Raw genomic sequence first — 16,733 nt, forward strand, 5'->3', positions numbered from 1 at the left:
GGTCCGAAGGAATCCGCCCGCCCCGGGAACGGAAAGGGGCGCCCGGCACATGCCGGGCGCCCCCTTTCCGTACGACGTGGGACGTACGGCGTACGAGGCAGGACGTGAGGCGACCGGTTACGAGGCCGCCGCGTCCGCCGCCTGGGCCTTCAGCGCGCGCTCGATCCCGGCGCGGGACTCCGAGATCAGACGCCGCAGGGCCGCGTTGGACTCGGCGGAGGCCAGCCACGCGTCCGTCTTGGCGAGGGTCTCCTCGGAGACCTGGATCGACGGGTACAGGCCGATCGCGATCTGCTGGGCGATCTCGTGCGAACGGGCGTCCCAGATGTCCTTCACCACGGCGAAGAACCGGTCCGCGTAGGGAGCGAGCAGCTCACGCTGGTCGGTCTGCACGAAGCCGCCGATCACCGCCTCCTGCACGGCGTTCGGGAGCTTGTCGGACTCGATGACCGAGACCCAGGCCTCCTCCTTCGCCTCCGCGGTGGGACGGCCGGCCCGCGCGGTGGCCGCGTGCCGCTCACCGGCCGCCGTCCGGTCGCGCTCGTACTCGGCCGCGATCTCCGCCTCGTCGTAGCGTCCGACCGCCGCGAGGCGCTGGACGAACGCCCAGCGCAGCTCGGTGTCGACGGCGAGACCCTCGATGGTCTCCCGGTCCTCCAGCAGGCCCTCCAGGAGGTCCAGCTGCTCCGGAGTCCGGGCGGTCGCCGCGAAGGCGCGCGCCCAGGCGAGCTGGTGGTCGCCGCCGGCCTCGGCCGCGCGCAGGTGAGCGAGGGTCGCCTCGGTCCAGCGGGTCAGCAGCGCCTCGCGGGTGGCGGGGTCGGCGTACAGCTCGATCGCCAGCTTGAGCTGCCGCTGCAGCGACTGCACGACACCGATGTCGGACTCCTTGCCGATGCCGGACAGCACCAGGGACAGGTAGTCGCGGGTGGCGAGCTCGCCGTCGCGGGTCATGTCCCAGGCGGAGGCCCAGCACAGCGCGCGCGGCAGCGAGGACTCGAAGTCGCCGAGGTGCTCCGTCACGAAGGCCAGCGAGTCCTCGTCGAGACGGACCTTGGCGTACGACAGGTCGTCGTCGTTGAGCAGGAAGACGGCCGGACGGCGCTTGCCGGTCAGCTGGGGCACGGCGGTCAGCTCGCCGTCGACGTCGAGCTCGATCCGCTCGTCGCGCACCAGCTTGCCGCTCGCGTCGTCGAGGTCGTAGAGGCCGATCGCGATGCGGTGCGGGCGGAGCGTCGGCTCGCCCTTGGCGCCCGCCGGGAGCGCCGGGGCCTCCTGGCGGATCGCGAAGGAGGTGATGACCCCGTTCGCGTCCGTCTCGACCTCCGGGCGCAGGACGTTGATGCCGGCGGTCCGCAGCCACTTCTCCGACCAGTTCTTCAGGTCGCGCCCGGAGGTCTCCTCCAGCGCGCCCAGCAGGTCGGACAGACGCGTGTTGCCGTACGCGTGCCGCTTGAAGTAGGCCTGCACGCCCCGGAAGAACTCGTCCATGCCGACGTACGCGACGAGCTGCTTCAGTACGCTCGCGCCCTTCGCGTACGTGATCCCGTCGAAGTTGACGAGCACGTCGTCCAGGTCACGGATCTCCGCCATGATCGGGTGGGTGGACGGCAGTTGGTCCTGCCGGTACGCCCACGTCTTCATGGAGTTGGCGAAGGTCGTCCAGGAGTGCGGCCAGCGGCTGCCCGCGGCGTAGGCCTGGCAGGCGATGGAGGTGTAGGTGGCGAACGACTCGTTCAGCCACAGGTCGTTCCACCACTCCATGGTCACGAGGTCGCCGAACCACATGTGGGCGAGCTCGTGCAGGATCGTCTCGGCGCGGACCTCGTACGCGGCGTCGGTGACCTTCGACCGGAACACGTACTGGTCCCGGATCGTCACCGCGCCCGCGTTCTCCATCGCGCCCGCGTTGAACTCGGGCACGAAGAGCTGGTCGTACTTCTCGAACGGGTACGCGTAGTCGAACTTCTCCTGGAACCACTCGAAGCCCTGCCGGGTGACCTCGAAGATCGCGTCCGAGTCGAGGAACTCGGCGAGCGAGGGACGACAGTAGATGCCGAGCGGCACGCTCTGTCCGTCCTTCTCGTACACGCTGTGCACGGAGTGGTACGGGCCGGCGATCAGCGCGGTGATGTACGTGGAGATCCGCGGCGTCGGCTCGAAGGCCCAGGTGTCGTCCTTGGGTTCGGGCGACGGCGAGTTGGAAATGACGGTCCAGCCGGGGGGCGCCTTCACGGTGAACCGGAAGGTGGCCTTCAGGTCGGGCTGCTCGAAGGACGCGAAGACGCGCCGGGCGTCCGGGACCTCGAACTGGGTGTACAGGTAGGCCTGCTGGTCGACGGGGTCGACGAACCGGTGCAGGCCCTCGCCGGTGTTGGTGTAGGCGCAGTCGGCGACGACCCGCAGGACGTTGCGTCCCTCCAGCAGGCCGGGCAGCGTGATCCGCGAGTCCTCGAAGACTTCGGCGGGCGTGAGGGCGTCCCCGTTCAGGACCACCTCGTGAACGGCCGGGGCCACCAGGTCGATGAAGGACTCCGCGCCCCCCTCCGCGACATCGAAGCGCACCGTGGTCACGGACCGGTAGGTGCCGCCCTCCTGCGCGCCCGAGAGGTCGAGATCGATCTCGTACGAGTCAACGGTGAGCAGCTTCGCGCGCTGCTGCGCCTCTTCGCGGGTCAGGTTTGTGCCAGGCACGCGGTCATCTCCTCGTTATGTGACGGTTGCGCCATCCTTCCACGGGACCAGCACGGAACGCGATGTCCGTATCCCGCCGGTGACCGGGGCTTTCGGGCGCGAGTCTGGAGCGCATGACGATCCATGCCGCACGCCCCATCGAAGCGGAGGTCCTGAAGGATCTCCGCACAGCTGACGACGCCGGGCGCCCGATGGTTCCCTTCACGGACGAGGAGGGCGGCGCTCCGCTCCGCTGCTGTCTGCGCCGAAGCGAGCCGGGGGAGCGGATCGCCCTCGTCTCGTACGCCCCGCTGCGCCGCTGGGCCGCCGCGGCCGGCGTCGATCCGGGCGCCTACGACGAGCAGGGTCCGGTCTTCGTCCACGCGCGGGAGTGCGGGGGTCCGGCCGCGGACGTCCGGCCGTTCGAGGGCGCCCACCGCACCGTGCGGCGCTACTCCGCCGAAGGGCGCATCCTCGGGGGCCGGCTGGTGGAGGTCCCGGAGTGGTCCGCGTTCCAGGCCGCCTTCGAGGCGGCGTTCGCCGACCCGGCGGTGGAGCTGGTCCATGTACGGGCCGTCGAGTACGGCTGTTTCCTCTACGAGGTGCGCCGGGCGTGACGGGCGCGTGCCGCGGGACGGACGGACGTACCGCGGGGAGGGGCGGACACGACGTGCGGAGGGGCGGTCACCGTGGGGTGACCGCCCCGGGGGCGTGCGCGGTGGGCGTCAGCCCTTGAGGTCGGCCGCCACCAGCTCCGCGATCTGGACCGCGTTCAGGGCGGCGCCCTTGCGGAGGTTGTCGTTCGAGATGAACAGGGCGAGACCGTGCTCGACCGTCTCGTCGGCGCGGATGCGGCCGACGTACGACGCGTCGTGGCCCGCGGCCTCGAGCGGGGTCGGGATGTCGGAGAGCGTGACGCCCGGGGCGCCGGCCAGCAGCTCGGTGGCGCGCTCCACCGTGATCGGGCGTGCGAAGCGGGCGTTCACCTGGAGCGAGTGGCCGGAGAAGACCGGGACCCGGACGCAGGTGCCGGAGACCCTGAGGTCCGCGATCTCCAGGATCTTGCGGGACTCGTGGCGGAGCTTCTGCTCCTCGTCCGTCTCGTGCAGACCGTCGTCGACGATCGAGCCGGCGAGCGGGAGCACGTTGAAGGCGATGGGCCGCTTGTAGACCTGCGGCTCGGGGAAGTCGACCGCGCCGCCGTCGTGGGTGAGCCGGTCGGCGTCCGCGACGACCTTCAGCGCCTGGCCGTGCAGCTCGGCCACGCCCGCCAGACCGGATCCGGACACGGCCTGGTAGGTGGCGACGACGAGGGCCTCGAGACCCGCCTCGTCGTGCAGCGGCCGCAGGACGGGCATCGCGGCCATCGTCGTGCAGTTCGGGTTCGCGATGATGCCCTTGGGGCGGTCGGCGATCGCGTGCGGATTCACCTCGGAGACCACCAGGGGTACGTCCGGGTCCTTGCGCCAGGCGGAGGAGTTGTCGATCACGACGGCGCCCTGCGCGGCGACCTTCTCGGCCAGTGCCCTGGAGGTCGAGCCGCCCGCCGAGAAGAGGACGATGTCCAGGCCGGAGTAGTCGGCCGTCGTCGCGTCCTCGACCGTCACGCCGTCCAGCACCGTGCCGGCCGAGCGGGCCGAGGCGAACAGGCGCAGCTCCGTCACCGGGAAGTCCCGCTCGACCAGGATCCTGCGCATGACCGTGCCGACCTGACCGGTGGCTCCGACGATTCCGACCCTCACGGCGACTCCCTTTGCGTGCGTTCTACGTGGTCCAGCGCTTCCATCATGCGTCTGACCCGTGCCGTTGTGTCCAATCCTTTGCCCACACCGTTCGCGGAGTGGGACGCGGCCGGCGCGCGGCGGCCGGAAGAAAACCGTCCCGCGGACCCCGGCGACCGCAAGCCGTACGGCGCTCGCGTCCCCCCGGTCGCGGCCCGGTGTGACGTACGACTCCGTACGACTCCGCGGCGCCGGCCGAACGTTTCGGCCCGCTCCGGCGTCGTAGGGGAAACGCGGGAGGGGAGGGCAGCTGTGCTGCGCAGAAGGACACGCAGTGCCCAGGGGGTGGACGACCCGCTGGACGCGGCGCAGGAACGCCGGGTGCGGGCGGTGCTCGCGCTCGGCGGGGTACCGCAGGCGGACCTGCCGGACGGGGTGCAGCAGGTCCGCCTGCGGTTGCTGGAGCGTGCGGCGAAGGGGGACGAGGCACCGCGTGACGTGTCCGCGTGGGTGGCGGTCGTCGCCTCGAACCTGGCGATGGACTGGCACCGGGCCAAGCACCGCCAGCAGCGGCTCGGCGAGCGGCTGGCCGGGCTACGGCAGCTGGAGCACCCCTCGGGCGAGGACTCCAGCGTGCTCTCGCTCGCCGTGGCGCAGGGGCTGGACGAGCTGCCCGACGCGCATCGGCAGGTCCTCGTCCTGCGTTTCTACGCCGATCTCCCCGTGCGCGGGATAGCCGAGGAGCTCGGCATCCCGGAGGGCACGGTCAAGAGCAGGCTGCACTCGGCGGTCCGTGCCCTGCGCGCCCGCCTGCACGAGGACGAGGTGGTGTGACGTGGCCGGGTACGCCGAGCACGAGGACAGTGCGGCAGCGGACGCGCTGTGGGCCGCGATCACCGGTGAACCGCTGCCCGAGGGGGCCCGCGACGACCCGGAGACCGTGGCGGAGCACCGGTCGGCGGTCGCGGACCTGGCGCTGCTTCGGGAGCAGCTGGCGGCCATCGGGGGCGCCCTGGCGGAACCGGGGGAGCAGGCGAGGCCCGTACGGGTCTCCGGGCGGCGTCCGCGCCGCCCGGCGGGGGCGCCGCCGCGGAACCGGGGCCGCCGTCCCCTGGCGGTGGCCCTGGGCACCCTCGCCGCGGCCGTGGTCGCCGCGATGGTCGTCGGCATGGGCTGGCTGATCGCGCAGGGCGGCGGGGGCGTGGATTCGAAGACGTCGTCGGACAGCGCGGCGAAGGCGGCGGACGGCGCGAGCGGCTCGGCCTCGCTCAGCGCCCCCGGCTACCTCGCCTGCTCCCGGCTGCTGGTCGAGGGCGAGATCACCGGGATCGAGCCGGTCCAGGGCACCGGGCGGGACCGGATCACCCTGGACGTGACGCGCTCCTACAAGCCGGCGAAGGCGCGGGCGCGGGTCACCTTCCTGGTGGACCGGGAGGAGGCCGGTGCGCGCCGGGGTGAGCACGTACTGGTCGGCATCCGGCGGGGCGCGGTGACCCCCGACCGGTGGACGACGGGGGAGAAGGACATCGCCCGCGACCGGGAGTGGATCCTCGGGGCGCTGCCCGCCTCCCGCGGCCTCGCCTGCGAATGAGAGGGCCGGCCCGGGCACGAGAAAGGGGGCGGGCGCCCGGAATTCCGGATGCCCGCCCCCCTCAGGGGCGCACGCGCTACGGCGTGACCTTCTCGATCTTCACGCTGCCGAGGCCCGCGGCGGTGCCACGGGCGTTCACCAGCTGCACCTGGCCGAAGAACTCGCGTCCCTCGGGTGCCGGGGCCAGGGCGGTGACCGTGCCGGACACCGTCGCCGTGCCGCCCGTGGAGAGCTTCACCGGCGTGGACGCGTCGACGCCGACCGTGCCGAGCGCGGACGAGAAGAAGACGTCACGGTAGTCGTACGCGGTCGAGCCCGACGGGACCGAGTAGCCCGCGACCTCGATGGTGTACGTGCCCGCGGCGGGGCTGGGGATGGAGACCGCCTCCTCCGAGTCGCCGTCCGCGGACTGGGCGACCTGCTTGCCGGTGGAGTCGTACACCGTCAGGTCGAGGTCGGCGGCGGTGTCGGAGACGTTGCCGATGGCGACGTCCAGCGAGGCGGCGCCCGCGGGCACGTCGACCGTGGTGGTCTGCGTGGCGTTCTGGGCGATGGTCGGCCGGTCCGTCTTCGAGGAGCCGAGCGGGCCGCCCTGCAGCTTGCCGTCGATCGCGGCGAACTGGTTCGTCACCTTCCAGGAGGCGGTGACGGGCGTGCCCACCTTGGCCTCGGGCACCGTCACGGTCTCCGGGTCGAAGGCCGCGCCGAGCACGGTGGCCTCCAGCTTGTACGGGTTGTCGAGCAGCGGCGACGTACGGCGCGCCTCGACCTCGACCTCCCAGACACCGGGCTGCGGGTCCGCGTACGAACGCACGTCGGGCTTGCAGCCGTTGGTGTTCGGGTAGTTGCTGTAGCAGTACGGGGTGCCGGTGTCCTCGACCGGGACACCGTACGGGTGGATGGAGATGAACCGGGTCTGGCTCAGGCCCTTCAGCCCGCCGATGGCGACCTCGAGGCTCCTGGCGCCCTCGGGCACGGTCAGGAAGTACGACCGCGTGCTGTCGCGCTGCACGGAACCCGAGTCGGAGAACGCGTACTTGAGCGGCGTCGAGACCACGACCGTGGTCAGGATCTGCCGGTCGACGCCCTCGGTCCGCGGGTCGTCGAGTTCGAGGATGGCGCTCTTGATGCCGGCCGAGGAGGCCTTCGCGGAGACCTTGACGGTGACCGGCTTGTTCAGTTCGAGCTTGACCTCGTCGGAGCCGACGATCCTGAAGGTGTCACCGGCGTTGTTCTCGAAGTGCAGCTCGTGGCGGATCGCCCGGTCCGGACCGGAGGTACGGGTGAGGGTGATCTCGTAGGTCTTCTTCACGCCGGCCTTGAGACCGCCCTCGCGGTCGTACAGCCCGGTGCCGAAGCCGGGGGTCTTCAGCGCGTAGTCGATCGCGGTGTCGACCGGCGCCTTCACGGTGTACTCGTGGGCGGTCGCGTCGTTCCTGATCGACTTCCACGCGTCCACGATGTTGATGAGGCCCGCGCCCTCCTCGTACGCCTGCACACCCTTGATGTGGTCGGCGGTCGAGGTGAGGGCGGTGCGGAGGTCGGCGGGCGTCAGGGCGATGCCCTTCTGCTTGGCGGCGCTCAGCAGGAGCGCGGACGCGCCCGCGGCCTGCGGGGACGCCATCGAGGTGCCCTGGAGCATCGAGTAGCCGGCCGGCAGGGTGTAGCCCGACTCGGCGACCGGGGAGCCCGGCAGCCAGGTCTGGGTGGTGTTGATCGCGGCGCCGGGCGCCGTCAGCGTCGGCGTGAAGCCGCCGTCCTCACGCGGACCGCGCGAGGAGAACGGCATCATCGCGTACTTCTTCTCCACGACCGAGCCGTAGTTGGCGGCCCAGGTCTCCTTGGAGATGGACGCGCCGACCGAGATGACCTTGTCGGCGAGGCCGGGGTCGCCGATGGTGTTGGCACCGGGGCCGGAGTTGCCCGCGGAGATCACCAGCTGGACGCCGTAGGTGTCGATGAGACGCGTGTAGAGCTCGGAGCGCGCGTTGTTGCCGTCGTTCAGCGCGGGCAGGCCGCCGATGGACATGTTGACGATGTCGACGCCGCGGTTGACGACGAGGTCGATCATGCCCTCGGTGAGCGCGATGTTGGTGCAGCCGGGGCCGAAGACGCAGGCGCGGGACGAGACGATCTTCGCGCCGGGCGCGGCACCGTTCATCCGGCCGCCGAACAGACCGTTCGCGGAGGTGATGCCCGCCACGTGCGTGCCGTGCTCGCTGGAGATGACGCCGATGTTGACGTAGTCGGCCTTGGAGCCGGCCGCGTCGTAGACGACGTCCTTGCGGATCTCGACGACGAACGGGATGCGCTCGACGACGTCGGTCGCCGGGTTGTCCTTGCCGAAGTAGCCGACCTGGAAGCCGTCCTTGTACGGCTTCATCGGCGCGTCGTCGGTGAAGTCGAGGTTGTCGTTCGCGTCGACCCGCACGGTCCCGGAGGCCGGGTCGTACAGCACGCCCCAGGCGTCGGTGGTGTCGCCGTCGCGGTTCAGGTCGCCCGCTTCGTCGCCGCCCGCGGTGGCCGACTCGTACATGTAGTTGAACTTGTAGGCGCCGGCCGGGGCCTTGAAGGTCTCGGTGCCCTGGCTGGCCGTCGTGATGGGGAAGGACGGGCCGGCGACCGCGCTGGTCATCCGCCGCCAGCTGCCGTCGCCGTCGTTGACCGGGTCGGTGGACGTGACCCAGTCGACGACCTTGCGCTCGCCGGTGGTGGTCTTCTGCAGCGCGGGGTGGCCCAGGTCCACGCCCGAGTCGAGGATGCCGATGGTGACGCCGCGGCCGTCCGCCTTCGGGTTCTTCTTCACGAAGTCGACGGCGCCCGTCTCGAAGGACGGGTTGTAGGGGTTCTCGGCGGGGGTGTTCTTGTTCGGCGCGGAGCGGGTGACCGTGCCGTGGGCCCTGTCGGCGCCCTTGGCGGTGTCCGCGCTCGGTGTCGGGTCGTCGAGGGCGATGTCCTGGCGCAGGTCGATGCCGTGCACGGACGCGAGCTTGGTGGCGGCGGAGATGGCCGCGTCCGCCTTCGCGGTCGGGACGGTGGCCCGGACGTAGCCGACCTTGTCGAAGGTCCGGCCGACGAGACCGCCCTGGACCGCGTCCAGTTGCCGGGCGACCTGCTCGGTCTGGCCGGGCGCGGTGGCGACCATCATCGTGACGTTCTTGGTGCCGTCGGCCTTGGCCTCGGCGAGGAGGGCCGCGTCGTCCGAACCGAGCTTGGCGCTCGCGGACTTGGTGCCCGGGTCGGGCGTCGCGGCGGGTGCGTGGTCCGCGGCGAGGGCCATGGGTATCGGTCCGGCCGCGGAGAGTGCGGCCACCAGGCCGGCGGCCACGGCTATGCGGGCCACGCGTCTCGCGCCCGACAGTGGAGCGCGCTGGGGGTCGTGGGTCATCGGCATCCCTTGTAGGTAAAGGAACGAGCGTGGGGTGACCGGTCCCGACGTTCCTGCGGGACGCGATCACATCAGTCCGGTATGTGAACCCGGATGACCGCTCAGCTTTACCCAAGGGACAGTTATTTGGGGAGAGTTGACCGTGACGGGATGGAACCATGGCGTACTTCCGCCATACGTCACGCCGGTGATAGCGCGGTATGGGAGGACATGCCGGACGCCTCTGACCGTCCGGGCGCCGGCTCAGCTCTCTTTCGTGCGCGCGTAGTGGCGGGACGCCTTCGCCCGGTTACCGCAGCCCGCCATCGAGCACCAGCGGCGGGTGCCGTTGCGTGAGGTGTCGAGGAAGTGCAGGACACAGGTCTCGTGGGCGCAGTGGCGGATGCGGTCGGGGGAACTGCCCAGCAGCTCCACGTAGTTGCGCGCGGCGAGCCAGCCGGGCCCCCATGCCGGGTCCTCGAACTCGGCACGCTCTCCCGGCCCCTCGGGCGTCAGGGTGACCCTGATCCGCCCGTGCGCGAGGACGGCGTCGACCCGGTCCGCCCCTGTCAGGGGTGTTCCGGCCGCCTCGCGCTTCTCCCGCAGAAGCCCGTCCACCGTCGCGCGCAGGGCGTCGCGCGCCTGGAGGGTGTGGCGCAGCACGGTGTCGTCGGCCGGGAGGTCGAATCCGTTCGCGGTCAGCCACACCGCCAGACCCTCGGTGTCGGCGAGCAGGTCCTGGGGCACCCCCTCGCGGTTCCAGCGGGTGTTGAGCAGGTCGAGCGCGAGCGGTTCCCCGGTGAGGGGGCGGGGGTCGGTGGCGGCGGACACGGTGGGGCTCCCTTCGGCGGCTAACCGTTCAAGAGTAGATGACTGGTTGACGTTACCCACTCTAACCCTTAACCTCGCATACAAAGGTTAGCTCTCGCTGTGGGGGCCACCGCCGTCCCGGAGGACAGTCATGACACCGCGCACCGGCCATGTCGGCCTGAACGTCACGGACCTCGACCGCTCGCTCGCCTTCTACCGGGACGTGCTCGGCTTCACCCTTCTCGCCGAGGGCAAGGAGGACGAGCGCAGGTACGCGTTCCTGGGCTCCTCGGACGGGGACGCCCGTCCCGTGCTCACGCTCTGGCAGCAGGCGCGGGGGCCGTACGGCGAGGACCGCGCCGGCCTCCACCACCTCGCCCTCGAAGTGGACTCGATCGACCAGGTCAGGACGTACGAGGCGGCGCTGCGCGGCCAGGGCGTCGCGTTCGCCCACGAGGGCGTGGTCGCCCACCGCGAGGGCTCGGCGTCCGGCGGCATCTTCTTCCACGACCCGGACGGCACCCGGCTGGAGATCTACGCCCCGACCGGCGCCGAAGGCGCACCGGCGCCCTCCGAGTCCGCTCCGACCTGCGGCTTCTTCTAGACGGAGGGTGAGATGACCTATCACTCCGGCTCGCGCGCCGTACAGGACCGGGTCGGCGTCCGGGATCTCGCCGACCACGTGGGGCAGGCGGTCGGGCAGGGCATCCGCCCGGTGGCCGCCGCCTTCCTCGAACAGCAGCCGATGCTGGTGGCCGGGGCGGCCGACCCGGCCACCGGCGAGGTGTGGGCCTCACTGCTCACGGGCCCGCCCGGCTTCGTACGGGCCACCGGCGTCCGGCAGATCTCGGTCACCGGCGTCCCGGCCGAGGGCGACCCCCTCGCCGCCGCGCTCGCCACCGAGGGCACCCTCGTCGGCACGATCGCGCTCGACCCGCGCACCCGCCGCCGGATGCGCCTGAACGGCCGTTCCCGGCCCACCGCCCGGGGATTCGCCGTGGAGGCCGACCGGGTCTTCGCCAACTGCCCGAAGTACCTGCAGCGCAGGGAGTCCTACGAGGCGGTCGAACGCCGGCCGGGCGACGCCCGCCGCTCCGGCCGGCTCTCCCCCCGGCAGCGCGCCCTCGTCGAGGCGGCCGACACCTTCTTCCTGGCCACCGTCCACGCGCACGGCGCCGACGCCAGCCACCGGGGCGGCAACCCCGGCTTCGTCCACGCGGACGACCCGTCCGAACTGCACTGGCGCGACTACCCCGGCAACTCCATGTTCCTGACCCTCGGCAATCTGGAGACGGACCCGCGCGCCGGACTGCTCTTCCTGGACTGGACGTCGGGGACGGTGCTGCGGCTCACCGGCACGGCCCGCGCCGAGTACGCCCCGGACGGGGAGCGCACGGTCCGTTTCACCGTCACCGGGGTCGTCGAGACCCCCGCGGGCAGCCCCCTGCGCTGGTCGGCGCCCGAATACTCTCCCGCCAACCCCTCGCTGCCGTAACGTCTGGGCATGCCTAAGCAGTTGAGGGTGGCGGCCTACGCCGTATGCGTGCGGGACGGGCAGATGCTGTTGGCCCGGTGGGTGGCGGGCGACGGGACCAGACGGTGGACCCTGCCGGGCGGTGGCATGGACCACGGCGAGGATCCGTACGACACCGTGGTCCGCGAGGTCGACGAGGAGACGGGGTACGCCGTCGAACCGGTCGCGCTGCTCGGCATCGACTCCCAGCTGCGCACCCACCCGCGCCGGATGGGCGGCGCCACCGACTTCCACGGCCTCCGGATCGTCTACGAGGCCCGGATCACCGGCGGTGAACTCCGCCACGAGACGGACGGCTCCACCGACATGGCGGCCTGGTACCCCCTCGACGAGGTGCCGTCGCTCGAACGGGTCGGACTGGTCGACATAGGCCTGGGGCTCTGGCGCGAACGACCGGCGCTCGGGCGTGCGACCCGGCCCGCGGGCCGGGCCGCGGCCGACCACGGCCACCGTTCCCTACCCCGGAAAATGAACACGGAGTGACCGCCTCCCGGCCGTCCGGGGAGGGCTCCATGGACGCGCAGGGTAGTCCAAGATCCACGTACGGTGATCGGCGTCGGGCGTTGCCGTCGAGTTAACGTCCAGGTCACCCCAGGTGCCAACGATCCAGAGTGAGCGGGGAGTTACCGCAACGAGCCCCCCGCGACCACTGCCGACGCGTTCGCACTCGGGGAGATCGCGCCATGTCGCGCATACGCTCTGTCGCCACCGCCGCTGCCATGAATCGCCGTACCCTCCTCGCCGCCACCGGGGCGGTGACCCTGTCCGCGGGCATCGGCTACGCCCTGCGGCCCGACTCCGAGGCGCACGCCGCCGACGCGGGCGGGGCGCATGCCGCCGACGCCGGCGAGGCCCCCGTCGCCGTCTCCCGCAAGGCGCCCCCCGCCCCGCTCGCGCCGTACGAGCGCGGCACCACCCTGCAGAGCGTCGCCGCTCCGCGCTCCGGCACCGGTGGTTACCAGCGGCTCGGCGACGGCCCCGCCTGGAAGCGGGTGGTGCGCAGCGAGCTGGCGTCGGCCAAGGCCGGCCGGGCCGAGCGGCGCACCGCGCTCGCCTCCTTCGTGCAGTTCACCGACCTCCACCTGATCGACGTCCAGCACCCGCTGCGGCTGGAGTTCCTGCGCTCGGGCGCCGCGAACGCCTGGCGTCCGCAGGAGGCGCTGACCGTCGCGGGCGCCGTCTCGCTCGTCGAGCGGGTCAACTCGCTGCGGGGAGCCCCCGTCACCGGCTCCCCGCTGCACTTCGTGATGACCACCGGGGACAACACGGACAACAACTCCAAGACGGAGCTGGACTGGTTCCTGAAGGTCATGAGCGGCGGCCGCATCCGCCCCAACAGCGGTGACCCGCGCCACTACGAGGGTGTCCAGAACAGCGGCATCACGACGTACTGGCAGCCCGACGGGGCCGTGCGCGACGCCGACAAGCAGCGCGGCTTCCCGCACCTCCACGGCTTCCTGGCCGCCGCCATCCGCGAACTGCGCAGCCCGGGCCTCGGCCTGCCCTGGTACTCCACCGTCGGCAACCACGACGCGCTGCCGCTGGGCTGCTACCGGCACGGCGACTCCTTCCTCGCCGAGTTCGCGGTCGGCGGCAAGAAGCTGATGAGCCTGCCGGCCTCGCAGAGCGTCGACCTGCGTGCCGCGATCAAGAACGACAAGGACCCCAAGGGCACCCAGCTCCGGGACCTGCTCAAGGCGCACGCGCGGCAGCTCAGGTCGGTCACCCCCGACGAGTCGCGCGCTCCCTTCACCCCCGCCGAGTACCTCAAGGCGCACCTCGACCCGGCGCACACCGGACCGGGCCCGGTCGGCCACGGCTACTCGGAGGCGAACCTCACCGCGGGCACCCAGTACTACGCCTTCCGGATCGCCGACGACGTCATCGGCGTCAGCCTCGACACCACCGACCCGGGCGGCCACTACGAGGGCTCGGTCGGCACGGCCCAGCTGAAGTGGCTGGAGCGGACGCTGACCGAGAACAAGGACTCGTACGCGATCGTCTTCAGCCACCACACCAGCAAGTCCATGCGCAACCGCCGCAAGGACCCCGCGCACCCCGGTGAGCAGCGCCACGGCGGCGAGGAGGTCGTCGCCGCGCTCTCCAAGCACCGCAACGTCCTGGCCTGGGTGAACGGCCACACCCACAAGAACGAGATCATCCCGCACTCCGCGCCGGGCAACGGGTCGTTCTGGGAGATCAACACCGCCTCCCACGTCGACTTCCCGCACCTCGCCCGCATCGTCGAGCTGGTCGACAACAAGGACGGCACGCTCTCCCTCTTCACCACCCTCATCGAGTCCGCCGCCCCGCACCGCACGGACTTCTCCGACCTGAGCCAGACGGGCCTGGCGGCGCTCTACCGCGAGCTCTCCTTCAACGCGCCCGGCCGGAGCACCGTGCTGAGCGGCACCTCGGGCGACCGCAACACGGAGCTCGTCCTGAAGAAGGGCTGAATCCCACCCAACCGGCCCAGGCCGCTCAACCCTCACCCCCGCGCCGCGGGTCCCTCCCGCCGACATGCTCGTCGGCAAAGCGGCGGAAACGGGGAAGACATGAAGCGGATGCCCGTACGTACGGGAGTGGTGGGGCTCACCGCACTGGCGTTGGCGGCGGCCCTGGCGGGGCCCGCGTCGGCGGCTCACGCATCGGCGGGAGCGGGGTCGGCGGCTCACGTCGCGGCGGGCCACGCCGCGACGGAGCGGGCCATGGAGGCCGTCGTGCGGTCGGGCGTCCCCGGTGTCACGGCGACGGCCGGGGACCGTCGCGGCACCTGGTCCGCCACGACGGGTGTGGGCGACCTGAGGACCGGCGAGCCCCGCGGCGGGAGCGACCGCTACCGCGTCGGCAGCATCACCAAGACCTTCGTGTCGACCGTGCTGCTGCAACTGGAGGCGGAGGGGCGGCTGTCGCTGGACGACACGGTGGACCGATGGCTCCCGGGCCTGGTCCGCGGCCACGGCAACGACGGCCGCAAGGTGACGGTCCGCCGGCTCCTCAACCACACCAGCGGCATCTTCGACTACACCGAGGACGAGGACTTCGTACGGACCTACTTCCTCAAGGACGGCTTCCTCCGGCACCGCTACGACACCAAGTCGCCCGCCGAGCTCGTGGCGATCGCGACGGCCCACCGGCCGCTGTTCGCGCCGGGCGCGTCCTGGAGCTACTCCAACACCAACTACATCCTCGCGGGCATGGTCATCGAGAAGGTCACCGGCCACTCGTACGCGACGGAGATCGACCGGCGCATCATCGCCCCGCTGGGCCTGCGCGCGACCTCCGTCCCCGGCACCCGGACGACGCTCCCGCGCTCCAGCAGCCGCGCGTACTCGAAACTGGCCGCGACGACGACCGGCCCGACCTACGACGTGACGACCCTGAACCCCTCCCTCGCCTCCTCCGCGGGCGGGATGATCTCCGACTCCTCCGACCTGAACCGCTTCTACACCGCGCTGCTGCGCGGCAGGCTCCTCCCGCCCGAGCAGCTCAAGGAGATGAAGACCACGGTTACGGCCGAGGGGATCCCGAACGCCCGCTACGGTCTCGGCCTGATCGACCGCACCCTCGGCTGCGGTGTCCACGTCTGGGGCCACGACGGCGGCATCCACGGCTCGACGTCCTCGGCCACCACGACGGCGGACGGCCGCCACTTCCTCGCCTTCAACTTCAACGGCGACTGGTCGGGGGACAGTGACGCGGTGATCGACGCGGAGTTCTGCTCCCCGTAGCCGCCGCCCGGACCCCGGGTCCGTGCCCGCACGAACGCGGAGGGGCCACCGGCACCCCGGTGGCCCCTCCGCTCCCCTCCTGCCGCCCGTCCGGTCCCATCTACCGGGGCAGCACCACGACATACGCCGCCGGTTCACGGTCGTTCGCCGCCATCAGGGCGGTCCGGACGACCGTCGCCTGCTGCTGGATCGCGTCACGGAGCTTCCTCGGCGTGACGTGGACGACCGTGATGCCCAGCCGCTCCAGGTGTTCGCGCTTGCGGGCGTACTCCGACCAGAGGGAGTCCTCGTCCTGGCGGGGAGCCCGGGTGTCCAGCTCCAGGGCCACCGCCTGCTCCGGCCAGTAGGCGTCCAGACCGCCCAGGTGAGGGCCGCCCGGCAGACGGAGGTCCACGTTCCAGACCGGTTCGGGCAGACCGTGCTCACGGACCATGCGGTAGAGCCGGTCCTCCGCGACGGAGCGTCCCTCGGCCAGCAGGGAGTCGACGGCGTCCATCACGTGCGGCCGGCTCAGCAGCCGGGCCTGCGTCAACTCCCGCACCACCGCCGCCGGATCGCAATGGCCGACGCGTACCGCCTCGGTCAGCAGACGGCGCACCGCGTCCGCGTCCGTCAGCTCCGCCACCGCGTCGGCGAGGGCGCGCGGGACCGGGGCGACCGGGACACCGGTGACGTAGGAGGGCGCGGGAAGGGAGGCGGTGCGGACGACGCGGGCGCAGCCCTGCGAGCGCAGCCTGCGCAGGCGGGGGACCAGGACGTCGATCCTGTCGAGGGAGAGCAGGGACGGGGCCGACGTGAAGCCGTACAGGGTGAGGGCGGCCAGACCGGTGATCAGCGCGTCCGAGTAGGGCTGGGGGGCGTGCGGCTCCTCGGCGCCCGGCTGGACGGGGATCGCGGTCGCGGGCGCCGTCGCGGGGGTGCGGGCCGCGAACAGCAGGACCGCGTGCAGGCGTTCCTCGGAGGTGGGTGGCCCGGCGTGGAGGAGGAAGACACCGGGAAGGAACTGCTGCCAGGGTCCGCCCGGCCGGCACTGCTCGCTCGCCCCGGCGGCGGTGACGCCGCGGGCGCGCAGCTGGGCGGTGGTCAGCACCCGGCGCCGGACGTCGGAGAGGTGACGCAGGGGGCGGGGGGAGAGCGGGGTGTCGTGGTTCATGCACAGGGGCTTTCCGCGCCCGATCCGTCCCCTAACCGCTGTTACACGCTCGTCGACAAATGCGGACAAGCTCGTCCTAAAGTACGGGCGTTCGAGTGCCGAAAGGCGCTGGTCCTGATGGGGACTAGTAGGGGTTACGGCTCTGCATACCTGAAT

At 71.8% G+C, this 16,733-nt stretch carries 13 protein-coding genes; 8 read left to right on the plus strand and 5 right to left on the minus strand.

Going from position 1 to position 16,733, the window contains the following annotated elements:
- Positions 1–117: 117 nt before the first annotated feature.
- Complete coding sequence (pepN, locus tag OG199_RS27195) at positions 118–2,691, minus strand: aminopeptidase N (protein ID WP_405831697.1); 2,574 nt, start codon at positions 2,689–2,691, stop codon at positions 118–120.
- Between the two features lie 113 nt (positions 2,692–2,804).
- Here pepN and OG199_RS27200 point away from each other — a divergent pair, with 113 nt between their 5' ends.
- A complete protein-coding gene (locus OG199_RS27200; protein ID WP_405831698.1) occupies positions 2,805–3,287 on the plus strand; it encodes a DUF1203 domain-containing protein in 483 nt (160 codons plus the stop codon).
- A 108-nt stretch (positions 3,288–3,395) separates the two neighbouring features.
- Here the strand turns inward: OG199_RS27200 and OG199_RS27205 are convergent, their stop codons facing one another.
- Entirely contained in the window at positions 3,396–4,412 is a 1,017-nt protein-coding gene (locus OG199_RS27205; protein ID WP_405831700.1) for an aspartate-semialdehyde dehydrogenase, read from the minus strand.
- A 291-nt stretch (positions 4,413–4,703) separates the two neighbouring features.
- Here OG199_RS27205 and OG199_RS27210 point away from each other — a divergent pair, with 291 nt between their 5' ends.
- Together OG199_RS27210 and OG199_RS27215 are read left to right on the plus strand one after the other, a co-directional pair.
- Positions 4,704–5,225: a sigma-70 family RNA polymerase sigma factor gene (locus tag OG199_RS27210; protein ID WP_356800897.1), complete on the plus strand. Its 522-nt coding sequence runs from the start codon at positions 4,704–4,706 to the stop codon at positions 5,223–5,225.
- A 1-nt stretch (position 5,226) separates the two neighbouring features.
- Positions 5,227–5,982, plus strand: a complete 756-nt coding sequence (locus tag OG199_RS27215; protein ID WP_405831702.1) for a hypothetical protein — start codon at positions 5,227–5,229, stop codon at positions 5,980–5,982.
- Between the two features lie 76 nt (positions 5,983–6,058).
- On the opposite strand, the gene OG199_RS27220 is transcribed toward OG199_RS27215, so the two are convergent.
- The gene (locus tag OG199_RS27220) at positions 6,059–9,370 is read right to left on the minus strand and encodes a S8 family serine peptidase (RefSeq protein ID WP_356800895.1); all 3,312 of its coding nucleotides are present in this window, start codon (positions 9,368–9,370) and stop codon (positions 6,059–6,061) included.
- Between the two features lie 243 nt (positions 9,371–9,613).
- Positions 9,614–10,180: a CGNR zinc finger domain-containing protein gene (locus OG199_RS27225; RefSeq protein WP_405831704.1), complete on the minus strand. Its 567-nt coding sequence runs from the start codon at positions 10,178–10,180 to the stop codon at positions 9,614–9,616.
- Between the two features lie 130 nt (positions 10,181–10,310).
- Between OG199_RS27225 and OG199_RS27230 the strand changes: the two genes are divergently transcribed.
- From OG199_RS27230 to OG199_RS27250, 5 genes are all read left to right on the plus strand, one after another.
- Complete coding sequence (locus tag OG199_RS27230) at positions 10,311–10,763, plus strand: VOC family protein (protein WP_266699207.1); 453 nt, start codon at positions 10,311–10,313, stop codon at positions 10,761–10,763.
- 12 nt (positions 10,764–10,775) lie between these two features.
- Complete coding sequence (locus OG199_RS27235; RefSeq protein WP_356800893.1) at positions 10,776–11,654, plus strand: pyridoxamine 5'-phosphate oxidase family protein; 879 nt, start codon at positions 10,776–10,778, stop codon at positions 11,652–11,654.
- A gap of 9 nt (positions 11,655–11,663) precedes the next feature.
- Positions 11,664–12,176, plus strand: a complete 513-nt coding sequence (locus OG199_RS27240; RefSeq protein ID WP_356800892.1) for an NUDIX hydrolase — start codon at positions 11,664–11,666, stop codon at positions 12,174–12,176.
- A 200-nt stretch (positions 12,177–12,376) separates the two neighbouring features.
- Positions 12,377–14,149, plus strand: coding sequence for a TIGR03767 family metallophosphoesterase (locus OG199_RS27245; protein ID WP_356800891.1), 1,773 nt, complete (start codon positions 12,377–12,379; stop codon positions 14,147–14,149).
- 108 nt (positions 14,150–14,257) lie between these two features.
- Positions 14,258–15,424, plus strand: coding sequence for a serine hydrolase domain-containing protein (locus tag OG199_RS27250; protein WP_405834685.1), 1,167 nt, complete (start codon positions 14,258–14,260; stop codon positions 15,422–15,424).
- A gap of 100 nt (positions 15,425–15,524) precedes the next feature.
- Here the strand turns inward: OG199_RS27250 and OG199_RS27255 are convergent, their stop codons facing one another.
- Positions 15,525–16,577 carry a hypothetical protein gene (locus tag OG199_RS27255; RefSeq protein WP_356800890.1) on the minus strand — a complete coding sequence of 351 codons (1,053 nt, stop codon included), beginning with the start codon at positions 16,575–16,577 and terminating at the stop codon, positions 15,525–15,527.
- Between the last annotated feature and the right edge of the window lie 156 nt (positions 16,578–16,733).

Origin of the sequence: Streptomyces sp. NBC_01176 (assembly GCF_045039825.1) — a bacterium.
GTDB lineage: Bacteria > Actinomycetota > Actinomycetes > Streptomycetales > Streptomycetaceae > Streptomyces.

Bases quoted from the DNA above. Each gene is read 5' to 3' on its own strand.
- OG199_RS27235 (WP_356800893.1), top strand. From the start codon at position 10,776: ATGACCTATCACTCCGGCTCGCGCGCCGTACAGGACCGGGTCGGCGTC.
- OG199_RS27230 (WP_266699207.1), top strand. From the start codon at position 10,311: ATGACACCGCGCACCGGCCATGTCGGCCTGAACGTCACGGACCTCGAC.
- OG199_RS27250 (WP_405834685.1), top strand. From the start codon at position 14,258: ATGCCCGTACGTACGGGAGTGGTGGGGCTCACCGCACTGGCGTTGGCG.
- OG199_RS27200 (WP_405831698.1), top strand. From the start codon at position 2,805: ATGACGATCCATGCCGCACGCCCCATCGAAGCGGAGGTCCTGAAGGAT.
- OG199_RS27245 (WP_356800891.1), top strand. From the start codon at position 12,377: ATGTCGCGCATACGCTCTGTCGCCACCGCCGCTGCCATGAATCGCCGT.
- OG199_RS27240 (WP_356800892.1), top strand. From the start codon at position 11,664: ATGCCTAAGCAGTTGAGGGTGGCGGCCTACGCCGTATGCGTGCGGGAC.
- OG199_RS27220 (WP_356800895.1), bottom strand. From the start codon at position 9,370: ATGACCCACGACCCCCAGCGCGCTCCACTGTCGGGCGCGAGACGCGTG.
- OG199_RS27255 (WP_356800890.1), bottom strand. From the start codon at position 16,577: ATGAACCACGACACCCCGCTCTCCCCCCGCCCCCTGCGTCACCTCTCC.